18 protein-coding genes and 1 pseudogene are annotated in these 19,807 nt (G+C 43.7%); 6 read left to right on the forward strand and 13 right to left on the reverse strand.

Annotated elements, in window-relative coordinates:
• Nucleotides 1-7 precede the first annotated feature (7 nt).
• The 10 genes from ispD to rlmN form a co-directional block, all read right to left on the reverse strand.
• The gene (gene ispD / locus AAIR98_RS08375; protein WP_423971739.1) at nucleotides 8-1,156 is read right to left on the reverse strand and encodes a 2-C-methyl-D-erythritol 4-phosphate cytidylyltransferase; all 1,149 of its coding nucleotides are present in this window, start codon (nucleotides 1,154-1,156) and stop codon (nucleotides 8-10) included.
• 2 nt (nucleotides 1,157-1,158) lie between these two features.
• Nucleotides 1,159-2,106, reverse strand: coding sequence for a PIN/TRAM domain-containing protein (locus AAIR98_RS08380; RefSeq protein WP_423971740.1), 948 nt, complete (start codon nucleotides 2,104-2,106; stop codon nucleotides 1,159-1,161).
• 128 nt (nucleotides 2,107-2,234) lie between these two features.
• Nucleotides 2,235-3,383: a hypothetical protein gene (locus AAIR98_RS08385; RefSeq protein WP_423971741.1), complete on the reverse strand. Its 1,149-nt coding sequence runs from the start codon at nucleotides 3,381-3,383 to the stop codon at nucleotides 2,235-2,237.
• 168 nt (nucleotides 3,384-3,551) lie between these two features.
• Nucleotides 3,552-4,862 (reverse strand): hypothetical protein, encoded by a 1,311-nt coding sequence (locus tag AAIR98_RS08390; protein WP_423971742.1) that lies wholly within the window; start codon nucleotides 4,860-4,862, stop codon nucleotides 3,552-3,554.
• A 150-nt stretch (nucleotides 4,863-5,012) separates the two neighbouring features.
• Nucleotides 5,013-7,109: a polyribonucleotide nucleotidyltransferase gene (pnp, locus tag AAIR98_RS08395; protein WP_423971743.1), complete on the reverse strand. Its 2,097-nt coding sequence runs from the start codon at nucleotides 7,107-7,109 to the stop codon at nucleotides 5,013-5,015.
• A gap of 6 nt (nucleotides 7,110-7,115) precedes the next feature.
• Nucleotides 7,116-7,385: a 30S ribosomal protein S15 gene (gene rpsO / locus AAIR98_RS08400; protein ID WP_423971744.1), complete on the reverse strand. Its 270-nt coding sequence runs from the start codon at nucleotides 7,383-7,385 to the stop codon at nucleotides 7,116-7,118.
• Between the two features lie 172 nt (nucleotides 7,386-7,557).
• Nucleotides 7,558-8,067 (reverse strand): hypothetical protein, encoded by a 510-nt coding sequence (locus AAIR98_RS08405; protein ID WP_423971745.1) that lies wholly within the window; start codon nucleotides 8,065-8,067, stop codon nucleotides 7,558-7,560.
• 1 nt (nucleotide 8,068) lies between these two features.
• Nucleotides 8,069-9,529: a 7-cyano-7-deazaguanine synthase QueC gene (gene queC, locus AAIR98_RS08410; RefSeq protein WP_423971746.1), complete on the reverse strand. Its 1,461-nt coding sequence runs from the start codon at nucleotides 9,527-9,529 to the stop codon at nucleotides 8,069-8,071.
• Nucleotides 9,510-9,968, reverse strand: coding sequence for a hypothetical protein (locus AAIR98_RS08415; protein ID WP_423971747.1), 459 nt, complete (start codon nucleotides 9,966-9,968; stop codon nucleotides 9,510-9,512). The genes queC and AAIR98_RS08415 overlap by 20 nt, the downstream gene beginning before the upstream one ends.
• A gap of 116 nt (nucleotides 9,969-10,084) precedes the next feature.
• Nucleotides 10,085-11,101, reverse strand: a complete 1,017-nt coding sequence (rlmN, locus tag AAIR98_RS08420) for a dual-specificity RNA methyltransferase RlmN (RefSeq protein WP_423971748.1) — start codon at nucleotides 11,099-11,101, stop codon at nucleotides 10,085-10,087.
• Nucleotides 11,102-11,155: 54 nt separating this feature from the next.
• Here rlmN and AAIR98_RS08425 point away from each other — a divergent pair, with 54 nt between their 5' ends.
• Complete coding sequence (locus AAIR98_RS08425; RefSeq protein ID WP_423971749.1) at nucleotides 11,156-11,752, forward strand: ribonuclease HI family protein; 597 nt, start codon at nucleotides 11,156-11,158, stop codon at nucleotides 11,750-11,752.
• 304 nt (nucleotides 11,753-12,056) lie between these two features.
• Here AAIR98_RS08425 and AAIR98_RS08430 read toward each other — a convergent pair whose 3' ends face one another.
• The 3 genes from AAIR98_RS08430 to AAIR98_RS08440 all read right to left on the reverse strand — a co-directional run bounded on the left by AAIR98_RS08430 (nucleotide 12,057) and on the right by AAIR98_RS08440 (nucleotide 14,489).
• Complete coding sequence (locus AAIR98_RS08430; protein WP_423971750.1) at nucleotides 12,057-12,563, reverse strand: deoxycytidylate deaminase; 507 nt, start codon at nucleotides 12,561-12,563, stop codon at nucleotides 12,057-12,059.
• On the reverse strand, nucleotides 12,563-13,963 hold the full coding sequence (gene creD, locus AAIR98_RS08435) for a cell envelope integrity protein CreD (RefSeq protein WP_423971751.1): 1,401 nt from the start codon (nucleotides 13,961-13,963) through the stop codon (nucleotides 12,563-12,565). Before creD ends, AAIR98_RS08430 begins: the two co-directional genes overlap by 1 nt.
• Nucleotides 13,964-14,156: 193 nt before the next feature.
• Nucleotides 14,157-14,489: a DMT family protein gene (locus AAIR98_RS08440; protein WP_423971752.1), complete on the reverse strand. Its 333-nt coding sequence runs from the start codon at nucleotides 14,487-14,489 to the stop codon at nucleotides 14,157-14,159.
• Between the two features lie 79 nt (nucleotides 14,490-14,568).
• Between AAIR98_RS08440 and AAIR98_RS08445 the strand changes: the two genes are divergently transcribed.
• From AAIR98_RS08445 to AAIR98_RS08465, 5 genes and pseudogenes are all read left to right on the forward strand, one after another.
• On the forward strand, nucleotides 14,569-15,843 hold the full coding sequence (locus AAIR98_RS08445; protein WP_423971753.1) for a TolC family protein: 1,275 nt from the start codon (nucleotides 14,569-14,571) through the stop codon (nucleotides 15,841-15,843).
• Between the two features lies 1 nt (nucleotide 15,844).
• A complete protein-coding gene (locus tag AAIR98_RS08450; RefSeq protein WP_423971754.1) occupies nucleotides 15,845-17,026 on the forward strand; it encodes an efflux RND transporter periplasmic adaptor subunit in 1,182 nt (393 codons plus the stop codon).
• Between the two features lie 30 nt (nucleotides 17,027-17,056).
• Nucleotides 17,057-17,781: pseudogene (locus AAIR98_RS08455) on the forward strand (ABC transporter ATP-binding protein).
• The gene (locus tag AAIR98_RS08460) at nucleotides 17,774-19,015 is read left to right on the forward strand and encodes an ABC transporter permease (RefSeq protein WP_423971755.1); all 1,242 of its coding nucleotides are present in this window, start codon (nucleotides 17,774-17,776) and stop codon (nucleotides 19,013-19,015) included. Before AAIR98_RS08455 ends, AAIR98_RS08460 begins: the two are co-directional and overlap by 8 nt.
• Nucleotides 19,008-19,769 carry a phosphopantothenoylcysteine decarboxylase domain-containing protein gene (locus AAIR98_RS08465; RefSeq protein ID WP_423971756.1) on the forward strand — a complete coding sequence of 254 codons (762 nt, stop codon included), beginning with the start codon at nucleotides 19,008-19,010 and terminating at the stop codon, nucleotides 19,767-19,769. The genes AAIR98_RS08460 and AAIR98_RS08465 overlap by 8 nt, the downstream gene beginning before the upstream one ends.
• Nucleotides 19,770-19,807: the final 38 nt, after the last annotated feature.

Genomic DNA, 19,807 nt, shown 5'->3' on the forward strand with positions numbered 1-19,807 from the left:
CTCTCTTTTACTGTTTTATTTTTACTGTCACCACGCACTGGCACATGGCGGCGTTACCCGCGCCTATGTCGCCCAGGCGTTCGTGGCTTTTTGATTTAAAATTAATATTTGCCGCCGGCACATCAAACACGCTTGCCATGCTTTGGGTAATGGCGGCGTAATGCGGCTTCATTTTAGGTTCTTCTGTGATAATGGTGGCGTCTATATGCACAATTTCAGCGTGTTTTTCTTTGAGTATTTCAAGCACACGCTTAGCTATTGTAACGCTGGAAATGCCTTCTATTTTAGCGTCCGTCGGCGGATAATAGATGCCTATTTCCCCGGCGCATACGGCGCCTAAAGCGGCGTCGCAAACAGCGTGCAGCACAACGTCGCCGTCGCTATGGCCAAGAAACCCTTTGCTGTGCGGTATTTCAAGCCCGCCTATAAAAAGCTTTCTGCCTTCCACCAGCCTGTGCAGGTCAAAGCCTATGCCGGTGCGCTGTATAAAATCGTTTTTATCTTCGTTCACAAAAGCCTCCGCCGTTAACAAATCTTCCGGCGTGGTTATTTTTATATTTTTGTAGCTTGAAGGCACGATAACTACCTTTACGCCAAGCTTTTCAACTAACTGCGATTCGTCGGTAGCGTTAATATCGGCGCCAAATTTTGCTAAAGCTTGTCTGATAATATCTGCCTTATAACACTGCGGCGTTTGCGCCGCGTATAACGCGCCGCGCTCAAGCGTTTTTACTACCACAGTGCCGCCGTCAACTTGTTTAATAGTGTCTTTTACGGGTACTGCGAGTACACTTGCGCCGTGTTCAAACGCTAACTCGGCGCCTTTAGTAATATCCTCAGGCACTACCAAAGGGCGGGCGCCGTCGTGCACAAGTATAATGTCCGCTTCAGCCGCGGTTTTAGCCACGCCGTTTATAACGGAAATTAACCTGGTATCACCAGGTAAAGCGTAGTGCAAATTATCAAAAGTTTTTTCAAGTTCAGCGCGTACCTCGGCGGTGGTTACAACTATAATTTCTTTAACGCCCGGCACAGCTTTAAACGCGTTAATACTGCGCGTTAAAACAGGCGTGCCCGCCACGTTAAGCATTTGTTTGGGGCGGCCCATTCTGCTGCCGCTGCCCCCCGCCACTATTACCGCTGAAATAAAATTCATATTTATTTAACTTTGGCAAAAATCATTCTGCCGGCTGAAGTTTGCAGTATAGAGTAAACCGCTACTTCCACACGTTTGCCTACATGCTTTCTGCCCTCTTCAACTACTACCATTGTACCGTCGTCCAGGTAGCCTACGCCCTGTTCTTTTTCTTTACCGTCTTTCATTATAAAAAGTGACATGGCTTCACCGGGGAGAACAACAGGTTTAAGAGCGGTAGCAAGGTCGCTCACGTTAAGCACAACAACGTCATATATGGCGCCCATTTTGTTAACGTTAAAATCTAATGTAACAACTTCCGCCTTAAGAGACTGGGCAAGCTTAATTATTCTTTCCTGCTCGGTAGCGGCCTCAATTTCTTTATTGGTTACGCGGATAGGCACTTCTTTTTGCTCTTGCAGGCGGGCTACAACGTCAAGGCCGCGGCGGCCTTTGGCGCGTTCAAGCGCGTCTTTAGAGTTGGCCAGAGTGTCAAGCTCGTTAAGTATAAATTTTGGGAATACTAAGGCGCCCGAAAGGAAGTTTGTTTCTACCAGGTCTATTACGCGGCCGTCTATAAAAGCTGTGATATCAAGCACTTTTAAGTGGTTGCCTATTTTGCTAAGGCCTTCAAGGTCGCGCGATTTAATAACGCTTACCAATGCGCCTATGAAAACCAACGTAAACTGCACATAAAAATCATATTTATCCCACCAGACCGTAATGTCCGGCACGTCCATTCTAAAAACGGCGTGGTCAAAAAAAGCGTACACAAAGTAGCCCATTATACCGCCGAAAAGCGCTATCATTATTTTTATAAGACGCAGCTTCTTAAACACCATCTCAACAAAAATTAAAATAACAGCGCAAAGTAGTCCTGCTATAAAGCCAGTTTTATCACTTAAAATAAAGTTATAAGTTAAAAAAGGGAACGCAACTAAAGCTGAAAGCCTGTAAAGCCAAAGGGACATAAAACCTCCGTTTTATAATATATATATAATATATATACATATTAGCAAAAATGTTAATGTTATATAAAGAATATAAAACCCCCGTCGTAATGCCGGGGGTTTTATTAAATACAAATGTAACAGTTTTTCTAGCGGCCCACTTTGCCGTATTTAGAAACTGTTTTGCGGTAGGTTTTCTTTTCCTGCTCGCGTACCGCTTTAGACTTTTCTATTTTAAATTCCTGCGTGCCTTGCTGCGCCGCCAGCGCGGTCATGTTTTGTTTAAATTCTTTGTCAGACATCGCGGCAAATTCAGCCGCGTAACCATACATAATGTCCGCTATTTCACGCGCTTCTTTATTGGCATTTATTGCGGCGGCCTGCTGGGCTGACGCTGTGGCCAGAAGCTCCGGGTTTTGTATAAATTTTTCAATAATCTGAGTGTCTTTTTCCGCAGCGTTTAAAGCGCTTGAAAAAACAAACATGGCGCCAAGTATTATACCGGAACGCTTTAATATTTTCCACGCACTGCCTGAAATGACTGTGTTTGATTTTAGAAAGCCTTTAAAAATCTTAGTTTTGCAAGCATAGGGGTTTGTCATATGAAAAGCCAGGTTTTCCCCTTCTTTTATTACTTGTTCTATAGCTTTTCGTTCTAAATTAGGAAACTGCGCGGCGGCAAAATCCGCGTCCAATTTTATAAGATATTTACCGTTTGCGCCGTCAAACATTTTAATACCTTTACCGTTATGATAACTGTAGTTTGTAAGAATATTATATTGGCCGTATAAACTCCATTTTTTATTAAGGTACGCCTGGGGGGTTATTTTGCCGGCGGCAAGCTTTTCAAGCTCCTCATTAAATATTTTATAAGAACCTAAAAGATGTTTTTTATTTAATTCAAGCTCTGTCCTTTGCACCGCTATCATAAGGTCGCGGCCTGTAAGTTTTTGCTCAAGCAAATTTTCTAAAGACAATTTGACCCCGGCGGAGCGGCTGGAATTAATTACTTTTTTAAGATTGGCTGGGGTTTCCCAAAAAGATTCTTTAACTAAAAAGCTAAAACTTTTAGGCAGCAAATACGCCGTGCCGCGCAGCGCCGCACCGGCTAAAAAAACGGAGGCTGCGGTATTTGCGGTATTAATTTTTAAATTTTGCGAGCGGGTTTCAATTACCCTAAGATCATTTTGAAACTTGGTGTGTTTTTGTGAGGAAGAATTGCTTTGCGCCATTGCGGTATTGTTATATAACAGCACGGCGGTTAATGTGAGTGTAAATATTTTTTTAATGTTATACATAAGTTTTCCTGTAACTGAGATTATTAATTAAATAATATGTATTTTACGCGCCCAAAAACAGGGCCTAAAGACCTAATTTAAACATAGGCCCTTAAGACCAAACAACTAATTATTTTGGCATAAAAAACCGCTCTCCATTATAATGGGGAGCGGTTAAAATAATTTTACTTATCTACCCATGCGGCTGTATTTAGCCACTGTTTTTTGTGCGGTTATTTTTTCCGCCTGGCGGTCAGCTTGGTTTTGCGCTATGACTTGTTTTTTATCTGTCTTTAATTGGTGGTCAAACAACTCCGCGCGCTCTTCCTCTGACATATTTACTATATCCTCTATAGCCATATACATACTTATGGCAAGGTCTCTGGTGGTTTCATTTTCATAAATAGAGGTAAGAGTTTGAGGATCTTTTACTTTTAATAAAAGTTCCGGCTTAGCAACAAACTTTTCAAGCATGCCGTTGTCATCGGCGGCGTCTAGAGACGTGGCTACGGCAAACATTACCACCGCCAGGCCAAGGCCCTTTGCCATACCACGCAGGCCTTTATAGGCGGCACCTTTGGGAACATAAAGTTTTTGGGTTGAGTTGGTTTTGGCTGCCGCGTACATTTCTCTAAACAAACCGTTTACTTCACTATGATAGACAGGCGGTAAATGCGCTTTTACTAATTCTTTTTCTATTATAAAAAGATCATAAGACCATTTGCCCTCATAAAGTCTTGTTTGGGCATTATAGAGAGACCTATGCTCCATGCCAAGTTTTCTTGCATGCAAAACACCAGCCTTTAATTCTGTATAAAACTCCATTTTCTTAGGGTCATAAAGACGGGCGTATACCTGGTTTTTATGATAGCGGTATTCTTTAGGGGATAAAATGCCATTTTCCACTTTTTTAAGACTGTTACTCAACTCCTCATGATATCCGCCGGCAGCCTCAAGGTAGCTTCTGTTAAAGCGCAGTTCAGCTTCTTGTAAATAGACAAATCTATCTATAGAAGAGGATTTCCTCATAGCGCTTTCAAGGCTGTTTACTACACCTTCACCGCTTAAGGCCAGGCGGGAAGCGTTATTATCTATAACCTGTTTAATAATATCATTGCTGGCGTAATTAGCGTGGGCTTTTATTCCTTGCGCAAGTTTACCTGTCGTTCTTTTTATGGATTTTTTACTTGATTTTGCAAGATGATTATTTTTTGTTGCGCCCGCATCTGAGTTGTCAAAATATCTTATTAACGCCTTGTTATCCATATGCATATATGCAAACATGACAACATACGTAAGAACAGTGTAAGCAATTATTGCATAAACAAGTGAGTCGTCCGCATTTTTTACATCGGGTTGTGATTTAAGCAAAGTAAAGCTGTCCAGGGTTTTAAGGTGCATCTTGTTAAAGTCTTCTCTGGGTAGTTGGGCATAGGTGAACGTGTTAGAAAGCAAAAGCAGGCTGAGCGTTAGAGAGACTAGTTTATTAAACTTTTTCATAAGTCTCCTGACTGTACTGATTTATACTACAAATATAAGAAATACTAATATTTTGTCATGGGTCCAAAGGCCTATTTTTACCCTGGGCCTTTTGGCGTGGGTATTTAAAAACCCCCGTCCAATAATGGACGGGGGTTTTAAAAGTATTAATTAAAGCAATACTTTGCGTGATAAGCGGACTTTGCCGTTATTATCAATTTCCACAACCTTAACTTCGACAATATCGCCCATTTTAAGCACGTCTTCAACTTTATTGATGCGTTTTTTGTCAATTTCAGATATATGGAGCAGACCGTCTTTGCCCGGGATAAGCTCGACAAAAGCGCCAAAGGGCTGTATGGATACAACTTTACCTTTGTAGATTTTGTTAAGTTCCACTTCAGCTGTAAGCATTTCAACTTCAGCTTTAGCGGCTTCAAGCTTTTCTTTATTGGCAGCGGCGATTTGTACGATACCGTCGTCATTAATATCAATTTTGGTTTCTGTGGCTTCTGTAATTCTCTTGATATTTTTGCCGCCGGGGCCGATTAACGCGCCGATTTTATCCTGCGGTATCTGCATCTGATAGATTATAGGAGCAAAGTCTGAAACTGTTTTCTTAGGTTCAGCTATTACGCTTTCCATATGGTCCATAATATGCATTCTGCCTTTGGTGGCCTGCGCTACTGCTTGTTTTAAAATTTCTATGGAAATACCGCCCGCAAGTTTAACGTCCATCTGGAAAGCGGTAATACCTTTGCGTGAACCTGTAAGTTTAAAGTCCATGTCGCCAAGGTGGTCTTCCAAGCCCATGATGTCAGAGAGAACGGCGTATTTGTCGCCCTCTTTAATAAGACCCATGGCTATGCCGGAGCAAGCGCCTTTCATAGGTACGCCCGCGTCAAATAAGCACAGTGAACCGCCGCAAACGCTAGCCATAGAGCTGGAACCGTTGGATTCCATAATGTCAGACACTACTCTTATTGTGTACGGGAACTTTTCAGCGTCCGGTATCAACGGGAGTAATGCGCGTCTGGCAAGTTCGCCGTGGCCAATTTCTCTGCGGCCCGGGGCTCTGTCAGGTTTGCATTCGCCTGTTGAAAAGCCCGGAAAGTTGTAGTGAAGCATAAACGTTTCGTCATATGTTTCGTCCAAACCTTCTACCATCTGCGCGTCGCCTGAAGTGCCCAGTGTGCAAACTACTAAGCCCTGTGTCTGGCCTCTGGTAAATAAAGCGGAACCGTGCGCTCTGGGAAGTAAACCGATAATGCTGTTAAGCGCTCTTATTTCGTCGGTTTTTCTGCCGTCAACACGTACGCCTTTGTCGAGTACGAGTTTGCGCGATTCTTCGTATGATAAATTTTCCATCGCTATACCGGCAAACATTGTCGCGTTGGCGCCGTGTTCTTCGGTAATTTCAGCGGCGAAAGCGGCTTTAAGCTCGGCTATTTTAACGTCTCTTGTCTGTTTGTCGTAGAAAGCGTTTAAAATATTAGCTACTTCAGCCCTGTATTTGTTATTGCCAAGGTCAACTACTGACTGGGGCAAAACTTCGGCCGTGAAAGCGAACTTTTCTTTGCCTACTTTAGCTTTAAGCTCAAGCTGGGCGTTACATAAAGCGTCAATTTCCGGTTTAGCTATTTCTAAAGCTTTAATAACGTCTTCTTCGCCTACTTCTTTAGAACCGCCCTCTACCATCAAAATGCCTGAGATGGAACCGGCTATAACCAGGTCCATATCACATTTTTTCTGTTCTTCTAAGGTGGGGTTAACAATGTAGTTACCGTCTAAACGGCCTACTCTTACAGCGGCGACCGGCGTGTTGAACGGTATGGAAGAAATGATAAGAGCTGTGGAAGAAGCCGCTACAGCTAAAATTTCTGAGTCATAAACATTATCGGCGGAAAGCACCATGGCCGTTACGTTTGTTTCGCAGGCGTAGCCGGCGTCAAACATAGGTCTTAAGGTACGGTCGATAATGCGGCTGGCTAATGTTTCTTTTTTGCTGAGTCTGGATTCTCTTTTGAAAAAACCGCCAGGTATTTTACCTGCGGCGTAAGTTCTTTCTTTGTAATTGACTGTTAAAGGGACAAAGTCAGAAATTCCGGGTTTTTGTGTTTTATCTGAAACAGCTGCGGCCAGCACCATTGTGTCACCCATGCGGGCAATTACGCTGCCGTCGGCCTGTTTTGCTACCCAACCTGTTTCTAAAGATAAAGTTTTATCCCCGACTTTAACGTCAAGGGTTGTTGTGTTAGGATTAGACATTATTTTTTATTTCCTTAATTTAAGTTCTTTTGTGACTTGCGTGTATTTAGCGAAGTCTGACTTTTTTAAATAAGCTAAAAGTCTTTTTCTCTGGCCTACTAATTTGTTAAGGCCTCTTTCACCAGCGTAGTCTTTAGGGTTAGCTTTGAGATGTTCTGATAAATATTTGATTCTTTCCGTAATAAGGGCAACTTGCACGCTGGGGCTGCCTGTGTCGGCGGCGCTTGTCTGGAATTTGCCCATGATTTCTTTTCTGTCGTTTACTGATAATACCATTGTTTTATACACTTAGGTTAATAACACAAACCGAGTTTTCCCCGCATACATCACAAAATGGAAAACCAAGCCTGAGTCCAACCTTCTCCTTGTTTTTATTTATATTCACTTTTGAATACATTATGTTACATTACTATTGTACTAAATTTGGGTAGCGGCCGCTGGTAGCTAATTAATTGCTGGCGGCCGTGGCTTTGTCTAGAGCTTTTTGTTTAAGGTCTTTGGCCTCGTCCGTCTTTTTTTCTTTCAGTTTTTCCCACGCTTCAGGCTTAGAGGTGCCGGCTATAACATTGTCCACTTCCTCTTTAATAAGCTTTTTCTGGTTTTTTTCCTGGGAATCCAGGCTTTTTTTCCACTGGGTCAGTTTTTCCTGCTGGCGGGCTATTTGGGTGCGTTCGCGCTCTATACGCTCTTTTTGGTTTTTGGTTACTTCTTCTTCAATTTCTTTTTTTATTTTTGTTTTTTCGGCGCTGGTTTTGGCTGATTTATAAGAATTTGAAAGATTTTCCAGCTTTTCGCTCTTTTTATCTTTAGCTTTTTTATTGTTTGATACCGCGCTGAAATCCAGCGGCATTTTGGGTGATTTTAACCCATCCGCGCAATTTTTACCGTCCGTACAGGTCTGCGCGAAAGCGGCAGCGGCAAAAAAGCACAATGTAAATGTTAAAAATAATTTTTTCATATTAATATTCCTCTTTTTCCCCGGCATCTTCAAAGCCTTTTTTACGCAGTTTGCAGGACTCGCACTCCCCGCACGGTTTATCGCCGCCGCGGTAGCATGTCCAGGTGCGCTCAAGCGGTACGCCAAGCTTGCGGCCAAGTTTAACAATTTCGGCTTTGTTAAGTTTAATAATGGGCGTTAAAAGTTCAAATTTCTTGCCCAAACGAGTGCCAACTTTTACAGCCTCGGTCAAAGGTTTATAAAACTCAGGAGTACAATCCGGGTAGCCGGAATAATCAACAGCGTTTGGCCCCAGCACAATAGCCTCGGCCCCAATGCTGTCGGCCAAACTAGCGCCCAATGCGGTAAACATAAGGTTACGCGCGGGCACATATGTAGACGGCACGCCATTCGCGCCTATTTCCTCAAAAGGCGTATTAGGTATTTCCCCAAGGCCGACCAGCGAAGTTGCCGCCGCCAGCCAAGGCAGGTTAAGTTCAACATGGTTAAACTTTACGCCAGCATCTTCGGCCAACGCTCTGGCCACTTCAACTTCTTTAAGATGTTTTTGGCCGTAAGATACCGTTAAAACTTCACACTCATACCCCTTATCCATAGCCCAATAAAGACATACCGTAGAGTCCATACCGCCCGAAAACATAATAACGGCCTTCTTTTTAGCCCTGAGCGGAACGGAGACAATTTCTTCCTTTGCTTCTTTAGCGGGTAGTGGCGCTTCTTTTTCAAGCGGCACGGCCTGAACCTCTGCGGGGGATAAAGAAGCCTCATGTTCTTTAATAGCTTCTTCCATGGTAAAAGGCGTTGCCACAATACCATAATCACCCACAATTTTTATCATGGGTATTACAGGCATGGCGTTAATATCAAAGGCAAGTTTGGCGTCTTTAGCGGCTGTTTTGGGGCCGTTTTTTAAAAAATCTTCATAACGCGCGGTGGATTGGACAGATTCAACATCCTGCTCTATATCGCCCAAGCCTATCATAAGAGACATAAAGCTTTCCGCGCATAACGCGTCCTCAACATCGCTAATATGTCCAAACAAATTGGACGGTACCAACAGCACATCTTCCTCTTGTGTTTTAAGATAACTTACAAGGGTAAGTATGTTGCAGTACCCGCCCATAAAAATATTTTTAGCGTTTTTTAGCGCCATTACGGCGGGTGTGCCCGCTGTGGTTACAATAGCCGCGGGTGTTTTGGCGGAGGATTTAGAAGCGGCGTAAGGGGAGTTGTCTTCTTTAATAATATTTTTATCAAAAGTAAGTTCTGAGTAAAGTTCTACTTTGGGGTTGGCAAGTTTGTACCGCGCGGCCAGCTCTTTATCGCCAAAAAGCTTAATATCTTTTTTGCCTTTTTTAATAAGCGCGCACACTGTTGTGGCGCTTCTAAGTACGTCTATTACCACCGCGTTACCCTGCCAGTCTTCACATTCGGACGGCGCTCTAGCGACGAGTGTATTCATCTATAACACCTATTAAGTTAAATTCTTTTATGGCGGCGTCATCTTCCGGGGTAAGATTATCCACATATTTTAACGCGTAGCCAACTATCATTATGGTACCTGTCATGCCTTCACCCTCAGCCTCTTGCGCCACTATCACCGCGTCAGCGCCTTTTTCAGCCGCAAACTTGACCATAGTATTTAATGCCGACTTTACGTCCTCTCTTCTCTGGGGCACGCCTTTCATACGTATCATGCCCAGGTTACCATAAGGCCGTTTGATTTCTGTATAGTTGGAATAAAGTTCAACTTCGCCTTTATTAGGCGCAAATACAGGCCCCGTAGGTATCCAGTCCGGCGTTTGCACAAAAAAGCCCCTGCAGCCGGCCGCGAAAAATAAAACTAAAATTAATGTGATAATTTTTTTAGCTACCATAAGAGTTATTAAAGTTTTTTTCATAAAAAAATACTCCTTAATTATTGCTATTCTGCGTTTGAATACTTGTTTACGTCAATTAAATCATGTTGGTTATCCCGGTAAAACGGGCGGAGACCAGCTCCGCCCCTACACGGATTTTATTTTGTGGCTAATTGCCCACAGGCCGCCAGAATATCACTGCCAAGGCTGCGCCTTATGCTTACGCTTATATTAAGGCCCTGCAAGCCCTTTGCAAATTGTTTTACTATTCTTTCGTCCGTATTTTTACCTTTGCCCATATTGCAGGCAATAAGGTTAACGTGAATAAGATAGTTGTCTTTAATACCCATAATCCACTTACCAAGTAAACGCACGTGTTCCGGGCGGTCATTAACGCCCTCAACTACAGTATACTCTATAAAAACCTGTCTTGAGGTCATGGCGATATACTCTGTAACAGCTTTTTGTAATGTTTCTAAATTATATTTGCGGTTAATGGGTACAATTTTTGTTCTTTCGTCATCGTCGGCGCTGTGTATAGAAATAGCCAAGTTAACCTGCGGCAAATCCACCGCCATGGCGTGCAGTTTGTCCGCTATGCCTGAGGTGGAAATTGAAATATGGCGCATGCCTATGGCCAGGTGGTCGGGGTTAGCAAGTTCTTTTACCGCGTTAACGGTGTTGGCGTAGTTAAGCAGCGGCTCACCCATGCCCATAAAAACAACATTGTTTACACGCTCGGCCAGTTTTTCTTTTCTTAAATATTGTGTCCAAAAAAGCACTTGGTCTGTTATTTCTTCTTCGGTCAAATCACGTTTAAAGCGCATTTTACCCGTAGAGCAAAAGCTGCACCCCACCGCGCAGCCAACCTGGGTGGAAACGCACACTGTCCACGTGTCGCCCATGCGCATGAGAACAGTTTCTATTTTTAATTTATCGGTAAGTTTTAACAGCGCCTTCGCCGTCCTGTCGCGCTGTGAAATTTCCATTTTATTTACGGTAAAGGAAAGTAACGGGAAGTTCTCGTTAAGAACTTTTTTAATGTCCGCGGGTAAGGTGGTGGCGGCATCCCATGAGGAAACGGCGTTTTTATAAACGGCGTCTTTAACCTGCGCCATGCGGTAAGAAGGGTATTTATTATCTTTTAAAAACTGCTTTATATTCTCAAAATTCATATATGATATTTTAGCATTTATCAGAGTGGCACGGCAAAATGTTATAATTAATTTATGAAAGTGATTATTAATATAGACGGCGGCTCACGCGGCAACCCCGGTTTTGGGGCCTCTGCGTACGTTATAAAAGATACCTCGGGCAAGCTGCTTGCCAGTGAAGGTAAATTTTTAGGCGTATGCACCAACAATTATGCCGAGTTTACCGCCCTTTTAATAGCCTTTGACGCCGCTAAAAAATTAAAAGCTACTGAGCTACAGGTATACTCAGACTCGCTCCTTTTAGTAAAACAATTTCTTGGCGAATACAAAATAAAACACCCCACTTTAAAAGAATTAATGGAAGAAATACGCCGCAAAGCCCGCATGTTCAGCCTGGTGCTTATCAACCACGTCCCGCGCGAAAAAAATAAAGAGGCCGACAAACTCGCCAACATAGCCATGGACCGCGCGATAAACCCGTCTGTACAAAAAATGCAGCGCGAGGCCGCCATGCCAATGACCGAGCCCAAAATAGTAAACCACCTTGCCGCGCCCGAGGAGCCTGAAACAAAGCCTGAACCCAAACCAAAAACTACCGCCAAAAAAGCAGAAGACAAACCAAAACCTCAAAAGAAAAAGGTACAAGGCTCAGAACAACTAGAACTTTTTTAACCCGCAAACACTCATATTCACCCTCACCTGTTTTTATTTTGCTCTGCAAAATAAAAACCTCCTCTCCCGTCAAAGAAGGGAGAGGAAATCATAAGTGCCGTGAAGCCATATTCCTATTTGCTGTTATAAATGCCGCTCCAAGGGGTCCCGAAGCTTTGAGTGGCTTTTGGCTTTTTCTTGACATCAGCACACTTGCGTGAGGAGCCCAAAGGGCGGACGGGGTGTGTTGATGTCAAGAAAAAGCCAAAAGCCGCCAAAGATTTGGGGATAAAAAATGCCCGCAGTTTTTTGCGGGCATTTTTTATTATTTAATTTCTTCTTCTGTAAGTTGTCTGCATTCTATGCCGTTTTTGGCTAAAAATACTATGCCTTCCTGCGACCTGTCGTAAAGCTCTTTAAAATACACGCGTTCTATGCCGGCGGCTACAATAACCTTGGCGCAGTTTATACAGGGCGACCAGGTTACGTAAACAGTGGCGCCGGCTGTAGAAATACCGTTCTTGGCGGCAAATAAAATAGCGTTTTGCTCAGCGTGCAGTTCATTATTGTTAGAAAACTCGCCGTGCGCGTCAAAAAAATCTCGGCTTTTAAAAAACTCTTCAGACTGCGGGTATTTAGCGGCAAATTTTTCCGCGTAAATATCTTTAAAGCAATCCTCGCAGTGCGCCTGGCCTGAGGCCACGCCGTTATAACCTATGCTTATAACTCTGCTGTCTTTAACCAGCACAGCGCCTACTTTCATGCGGCAGCAGGTGCTTTGGTCCGCTATTAATTCCGCCATATTTATAAAAAGTTTATGTTTATTTTTCATTATTCGTACCAGTTAATATTCCTTGTAGTATACATAACAACGCCCAGGCCCACAAATAAACCTATAGCGCCAAACAGCGCGGAAAAATCCTGCAGCTGCAGCAGTATATATAAGTAAGCGTATAAAGCGGCTATTATAACACCCGGCAGGACAGAATATTTCCACCCGCCCTGCTTAATAACGCCGTACCTTATATATAAGGATATCATCAGCACAACAGCGGCCGACGCTATTATATAAGCCCAGCCAAAGCCGATAAACTCCGAGAAAGAAATTAGCAACAAGTAAAACAACGCCATAGCAAGGCCGACCAGCGTGTACTGGAACGGGTGTATGGACGACTTACCAACCATCTCAAAAACAAAGCATGCCAAGAACGTCAACGCCACAAATAAAATGCCGTACTTTGCAGCGCGCAGCCCGTTGCGGTAATTATCCACCGGCGTGGAAAGTTTAACGCCGAAAATAGCGCTGCTTACGTCAAGCTTTTCAAACACTTGCGGTATGCCGCTGGCCAGGTAAGATATGTCCCACTCCGCCGTAAAACCGTCATTATTAATTGTTTTGGTTGAGGGTAAAAAGCTGTTAAAAAACAGCGGGTCTTTCCAGGTGGAAGCAACATTAAACTTATTTTGTTTGGCCGACGGCACAAAGTTTATGCTGCCGCTTCCGCGAAGCGAAAATTTAATATCAAATTCCCCTTTCTGGTTTGCGTAGTTAACATCGGAAAAAATAGCTTTAAGTGATGTGCTTGAACTGCGGGAATACTCATAGTCATAAGCAGCGTAAGCCTTTGATCTTGGGGCGTCGGCCGTGCCTTTATAATCTTCATCATTACCAAGGTTGCCGCTAAACTCAACGGTGTTGGGCACGGCGTAAGGGGCAAAGTCCAGCGCGCCGCCGTTAAAGTTGCCTTCAGGCATTTTTACTATGCCTTTAACGTCTGTAAGCTCAAGCGTGATAAAAGCTTTAGCTAAGTCTAATTTTCTGTCAGACGGGGTATCTGTTATTTTGCCAAAATTACCTTTAAGTGAAATATCTGCCGTGTACACAGGCATTTCAAATATACCTATATAGCGTATTTGCGGCACAAGGTTTACGTCAACGTTTAAATCTCTTGGGGATACCTTATAAATACCCGTTACCGTAATAGTTTTTACATTTTTATCTTTGTCGGTTTGCTGGTAAGAATAGCTGTACGGCACATTTAAAAACGGCGCCGCCACCAGCTGGTCGCCGCCCCAGGAGCTGGAAATTGTTTTAAACGCCTCGGCCTTATAGCCTTTGCGTTCCATCATAATATTTTTAATAAACGCCAGCGGTATTAACATGAGAAGCAAAAGCACGCCTATTATACCTGCCTTTACCATCAGTTTTATATTGGACTTTTTTTCTGCCATAAATAACCTCTTCTTAGGGCGCGTTGACACTATTTAAACATCTGCGTTGTGTCAAAATTGACACAACCCATAGGGCCACACTCCTTTTTCGTAAATTTCCACTTTTTTACTCCTTAGATAGCACCACTATCCTCGTCGTAAAAAAGTGGAAATTTACGAAAAAAATGATAGTGGCGCAGACGCTTAAATAGTGTCAACGCGCCCTGAATATAAAATATGCCGCCAAAACCAAAAAGCAAAAACCTACAAAATGGTTCCAGGCAAACTTTTCTTTAAAATATAATGTGGAAAATATTACAAAAACGGCCAGAGTTATAATTTCCTGTATAGTTTTAAGCTGTGTGACGGTAAAATACTGCGAGCCTATCCTGTTAGCCGGCACCTGAAAGCAATATTCTACAAAAGCTATAAGCCAGCTAACAAGTATTACCAGCCATAAAGCTTTGTTTTTAAATTTTAGGTGCCCGTACCAGGCCGCCGTCATAAAAATGTTTGAAATTGTTAATAATATTAATGTTTTATACATAAATGCAATAAATTTAATTTTTTTGCGTTGTATTAAGGTAATAACCATTATACTTTATAATAATTTGTACAATAAATATATGAAAAAAGCTATATTCACATTATTAATTTTACCGTTAGCGCTAGCCGTAAGCGCGCAGGACGCTACGCAGGATGTTAACATCCCGCTGTACTCTGTAGACAAGTGCATAGAAATAGCGCTTGAAAAAAACCCCACATTAGCCGCAGCTCACAGCAATTTACTTGGCGCTAAGGCAAAAGTGTGGCAAAGCGGGTCAGTCTTTTTCCCCCAAATAAGCGCCTCAGGCGGGTGGTCCCGCAGCAGGACTGAAGTTTTAGACGACGTTTTTAGCTACGGCAACAAAGTCAATGCCGGCGTAAGCGCCAGCTTGGCAGTATTTTCCTTTGGTAAAGACTACCTTGCTTTCCGCGCGCAGCAGTTAAGCTACACCAGCTCTGACTATACCTACCAAGACACGCTTAACAAAACAGTTTACGACGTTAAAGAAGCCTATTACAATTTAGTTTACGCCATAAAAAGCGTAGAAGTTTACAAAACCTCCGTACAGCAATATGAACAACAGCTTGCCCAGGCGCAAAGCTTTTACAAGGTAGGCATACGTTCTAAAATAGACGTTACAAACGCCGAAGTTAACCTTAACAACGCTAAACTTAACCTTATTAAAGCTTATAATAATGTTAAAACATCTTACGCCACGCTTAACAGCCTTATGGGCCTTAAAAAGCTGGAACTTTACTCTGTGGATGACGACCTTGAATCAGAAAAGTACGAAATTTCGGCCGAATACGCCCTAACCACAGCCTATCAAAACAGGCCGGACTTAGCCGCCGCAGTAGCCAAAACCGAAGCGTCCAAAGCTACTTTAAACGCGCAGCGCACCAATTATCTGCCTGAAATAAACGCAAGCGCCTCATACGGGGTAAGCGGGTCCACCAGTTTAAGCAGAGAAAACGGCTCTGTGGGCCTCAGCGCCAGTTGGTCAATATTTAACGGCCTAAGCACAACTAAAAGAGTGGAAGAATTAAAAGCCACTTTTATGGCTAACCAGTACACGCAGGAAGCTGTGCGCCAGTCTATTATGAAAGACCTTACGCAGGCCTACGCCAACTTAACGCAGGCGGAAGAAGCTATACCCGTATCTAAACTTAACGTGGAAAAAGCCAAAGAAAATTTAGAGCTTGCCAACGGCCGCTACAAAGTGGGCATAGGTAACAGTATTGAGGTAAAAGACGCCGAGTCTTCTTACAGCGAGGCAGAGTTGTCTTACGCCAAATCTTTAGCGGATTACCAGATAGCAAAAGCTTATATTTTAAAATCAATGGGAAAGAGATAATATGAAAAAAGAAAATAAAAAAGGGTTTGGACAAAAACTTAAATCATTATTGGCATGGTTTTTAGGGTTAAGCTTGTTTAAAAAAGCTTTAGTTTTAGCGCCTGTAGTTATTATTATCCTTATAATAATATTTAGCGGCGGCGAGAAAATGTACTACGAAACCGCGGCAATTACCAAAGGTTCTATTAAAGAAGTGGTAGAAGCCAGCGGCACTATCAACCCCGTCGCGCAGACAGAGGTTGGCACGCAGGTTTCCGGCACTATATATAAAATGTATGTGGACTATAACACCCCGGTAAAAATGGGCCAGCTGCTTGCGGAAATTGACCCCGCTACGTTAAAACAGCAGGTACTGCAGCAGGAAGCGTCGCTCATGAAAACGCAGAGCGAGCTTGCCAACTCACAGCGCACATATGACCGCTACAAAGAGCTTTACAAAGAAAATTTTGTCTCCAAGAGCGAGCTTGACCAGGCCGAGACAACTTACCTTACCAACAAGGCCAGCACCATTCAGGCCCAGGCCAGTTTAGAAAAAGCCAAAACAGACTTAGCTTATACCAAAATTACTTCACCTGTAGACGGCATTGTTATATCCCGCTCGGTTGACCTCGGGCAGACGGTGGCGGCCAGCTTTAACACGCCTACATTATTTTTAGTGGCGCAAGATTTAACCAAAATGCAAATAGAAGTAAAAGTCAGCGAGGCCGACATTATTAAAGTAGAAGAAGGCCAAGACGTTACGTTTACAATTGACGGTTACCCCACAGCCAACTTTAAAGGTAAGGTAAACCAGGTGCGTTTATCGCCCGAGACAGTGCAGGGCATGGTGGCCTACACAGTGGTAATACTTGTGGACAACCCCGAGCTTAAACTTAAACCCGGCATGACGGCAAACGTAACCATTGTTACACAGCAAAAAGAAGACGTCCTGTTGGCGCCCAACGCCGCGCTGCGCTACAGTCCCAAAGCGTCTACAGAAAAATACCGCTCACAAGGCATTTGGCTGCTTACCAAAAACGGCCCCGAGCGCATAGATATTAAAACCGGTATTATGGACGATAAAAATACCGAAATAATGTCCGGCGACATCAGTGAGGGTGAGGAAGCTATTATATCGGAATCCACCACCGCCAAACAGACAAAAAGCTTATTCGCCGCGCCTGGCAGAGGCGGCAGGAGATAAGTTAAAAAAGTTTAACAAAAGGGTTTAATTATGGCGCTTATTGAGATTAAAAATTTATTTAAAATATACGAACTGGGTGAGGTTAAAGTACACGCGCTTAACGACGTGTCTTTAACCATAGACGCAGGGGAATTTGTTGCCATCATGGGCCCCAGCGGTTCCGGTAAAAGCACTTGCATGAACATACTTGGCTGTTTGGACAAACCCACCAGCGGGGCGTACCATTTGGACGGCATAGATATTATTTCAAAATCTCTGCCTGATTTGGCCAGCATAAGAAACCAGAAAATAGGTTTCGTTTTTCAGGGTTTTAACTTACTTTCCCGCACAACAGCGTTAGAAAACGTTGAACTCCCCATGATTTATAACAGAATCCCCCCGCGCAAATGCGCGAACGCGCCATGCACGCATTATCACAAGTTGGCCTTGCCAACCGCTTTGACCACGTGCCCAGCCAGCTTTCTGGCGGGCAGCAGCAGCGTGTGGCCATAGCCCGCGCCTTGGTTAACGACGCGCCTATTATTTTTGCCGACGAACCGACAGGCAACTTGGATACCAAAACCAGCCATGAGGTAATGTCGCTTTTCAGCCGCCTTAACAGCGAGTTTAAAAAGACTGTTATCGTTATCACGCATGAAAATGATATCGCCCAATACGCCAAAAGGGTAGTACGCTTTTTAGACGGTAAAATTGTAGAAGACCAAACGCAAAAACCGCGCAAACCTCTTGAGAAAACGGAGGACGACAATGCTTAACTTTGTTACCACCTACACCGTTATCCGCATAGCGGTTAAAGCTATTTGGGCCAATAAAATGCGCTCCGCGCTTACCAGTTTGGGTATTATTATAGGCGTGGCGTCAGTCATCGCCATGACGGCTGTAGGTTCGGGCGCCAGTAAAGATATTTCAGACAGAGTGGCAAAAATGGGCTCTAACATTATTAACCTGCAGGCAGGCTTTGCCAGCGGCGGCGGGTTTACGTTTTCCTCCCAGGCTAAATATTTAACTACCGATGACGTTGAAGCTATACAGAGGGAAATTTCCACCGTAGAAGCTGCTTACCCTTATATAACTGCCAGCGGCAAAAACATAGTTAATAATAATGTGGGCACCATAATACGCGTTATGGGTACCACCAACACAGCATTCAACGTGCAGCCCTGGACAGTGGGCCGCGGGCGCACATTTTCAGAGGCGGAACTTGCGTCTGCCGGCACAGTATGTATTTTAGGCAGCGAGACATCCAAAGAACTTTTTGCCGATATGGACCCTATAGACAAAAACGTACGTATTGACGGTATTATCTATAGAGTAATAGGTTTATTAGATGAAGTTGGCGAAGGTTCTTGGGGTTTTGACCCTGACAGCGGCGCCATAATCCCGTTAAGCACAATGCAAACCAAAATGGGTTACGCCGCCAACCGCCCTAAATACGTACAGGTTATTACAATTAAAGCCAGAAGCTTTGACCAAATTGAAGAAACAGAAACAGAAGTTACCAAACTTATGCGCCAGCGCCACAGACTTACGGCCAGACAGCCCGACGACTTTTTTATCAGAAACTTAGCCCAAATGCTGGAGACTATGCAAGGCGTAGCCACAACAATGAGCTTGCTGCTGGCGGCAATCGCTTCCATATCGCTTTTGGTTGGCGGCATAGGCATTATGAACATTATGCTTGTGTCTGTCACAGAACGCACAAGAGAAATAGGCATACGCATGGCCATAGGCGCAAATGTATGGGATATACGCATGCAGTTTTTAATGGAATCAGTAATACTCTCGCTGCTTGGCGGTATTACGGGTATTATTTTAGGTATTTCTATAGCAAAAGCCATACAATCTTTTGGCGGGATGACGGTGGATATCACGCTGTCTTCTATACTGCTGTCATTTTTCGTATCAGCGGCTATAGGTATAACCTTTGGTTTTTACCCTGCGTACAAAGCCAGCAAACTTAACCCGATAGACGCTTTAAGATATGAGTAAAATTTTAATTACCGCCGGCCCCACCAATGAATATATAGACGAGGTAATGAAAATTACCAATATGTCCAGCGGCCGCACGGGGCTTGAGATAGCACGCCACTTTAAAGACCTTGGGCATGAAGTGCACCTGGTGGGCAACAAATTTTTAACACGGGATGTTTTGTTTAAAGAATACGGTTTAGAATCTTGCGCTTTTACCGTTATAGAAACAACGCAGGATATGCTGGCCGCGCTTGCCGCCATGGCAGGCCAACACTTTGACCTGGTTGTGCATAACAGCGCGGTGGGTGACTATAAGGCGGACGCCGTGTTCACAATGGAAATGCTGGCCGATGAACTAACTGCGGACCCGGCCGTTTGCGCCGCTGACGCGGCGCTCAGGCGCCAAGCCATACTCAAACATCTGACCGCCCCAGAGTGCGCCGTAAACTCCCACACAAAAATATCTTCTTACGAGCCTAACCTTACAGTTAAACTTGGCCTAACGCCAAAAATAATTTCAAACTTACGCACATGGTTTCCAAACGCAAAGCTTGTAGGGTTTAAACTTTTAGACAATGTAACCAAAAGCCATATTATCAGCGTGGCCACCGCATTATGCGCCAAAAATAATTTAGACTACGTAATAGCTAATGACCTGTCTCTTATAAACCAGGGCCGCCACCTGTGCCACGTAGTTGATGAGAACGGCTATACAGGGCGTGACCTAGAGGGCGGCGTGGAGATAGCGGCCTTCCTTAAAACACTGCTGTAACACTTAACAAAAAAATAGTACAATATAGAAAATTGATT

This window comes from Elusimicrobium simillimum (assembly GCF_049639735.1).
GTDB classification, from domain to species: Bacteria; Elusimicrobiota; Elusimicrobia; order Elusimicrobiales; family Elusimicrobiaceae; genus Elusimicrobium; species Elusimicrobium simillimum.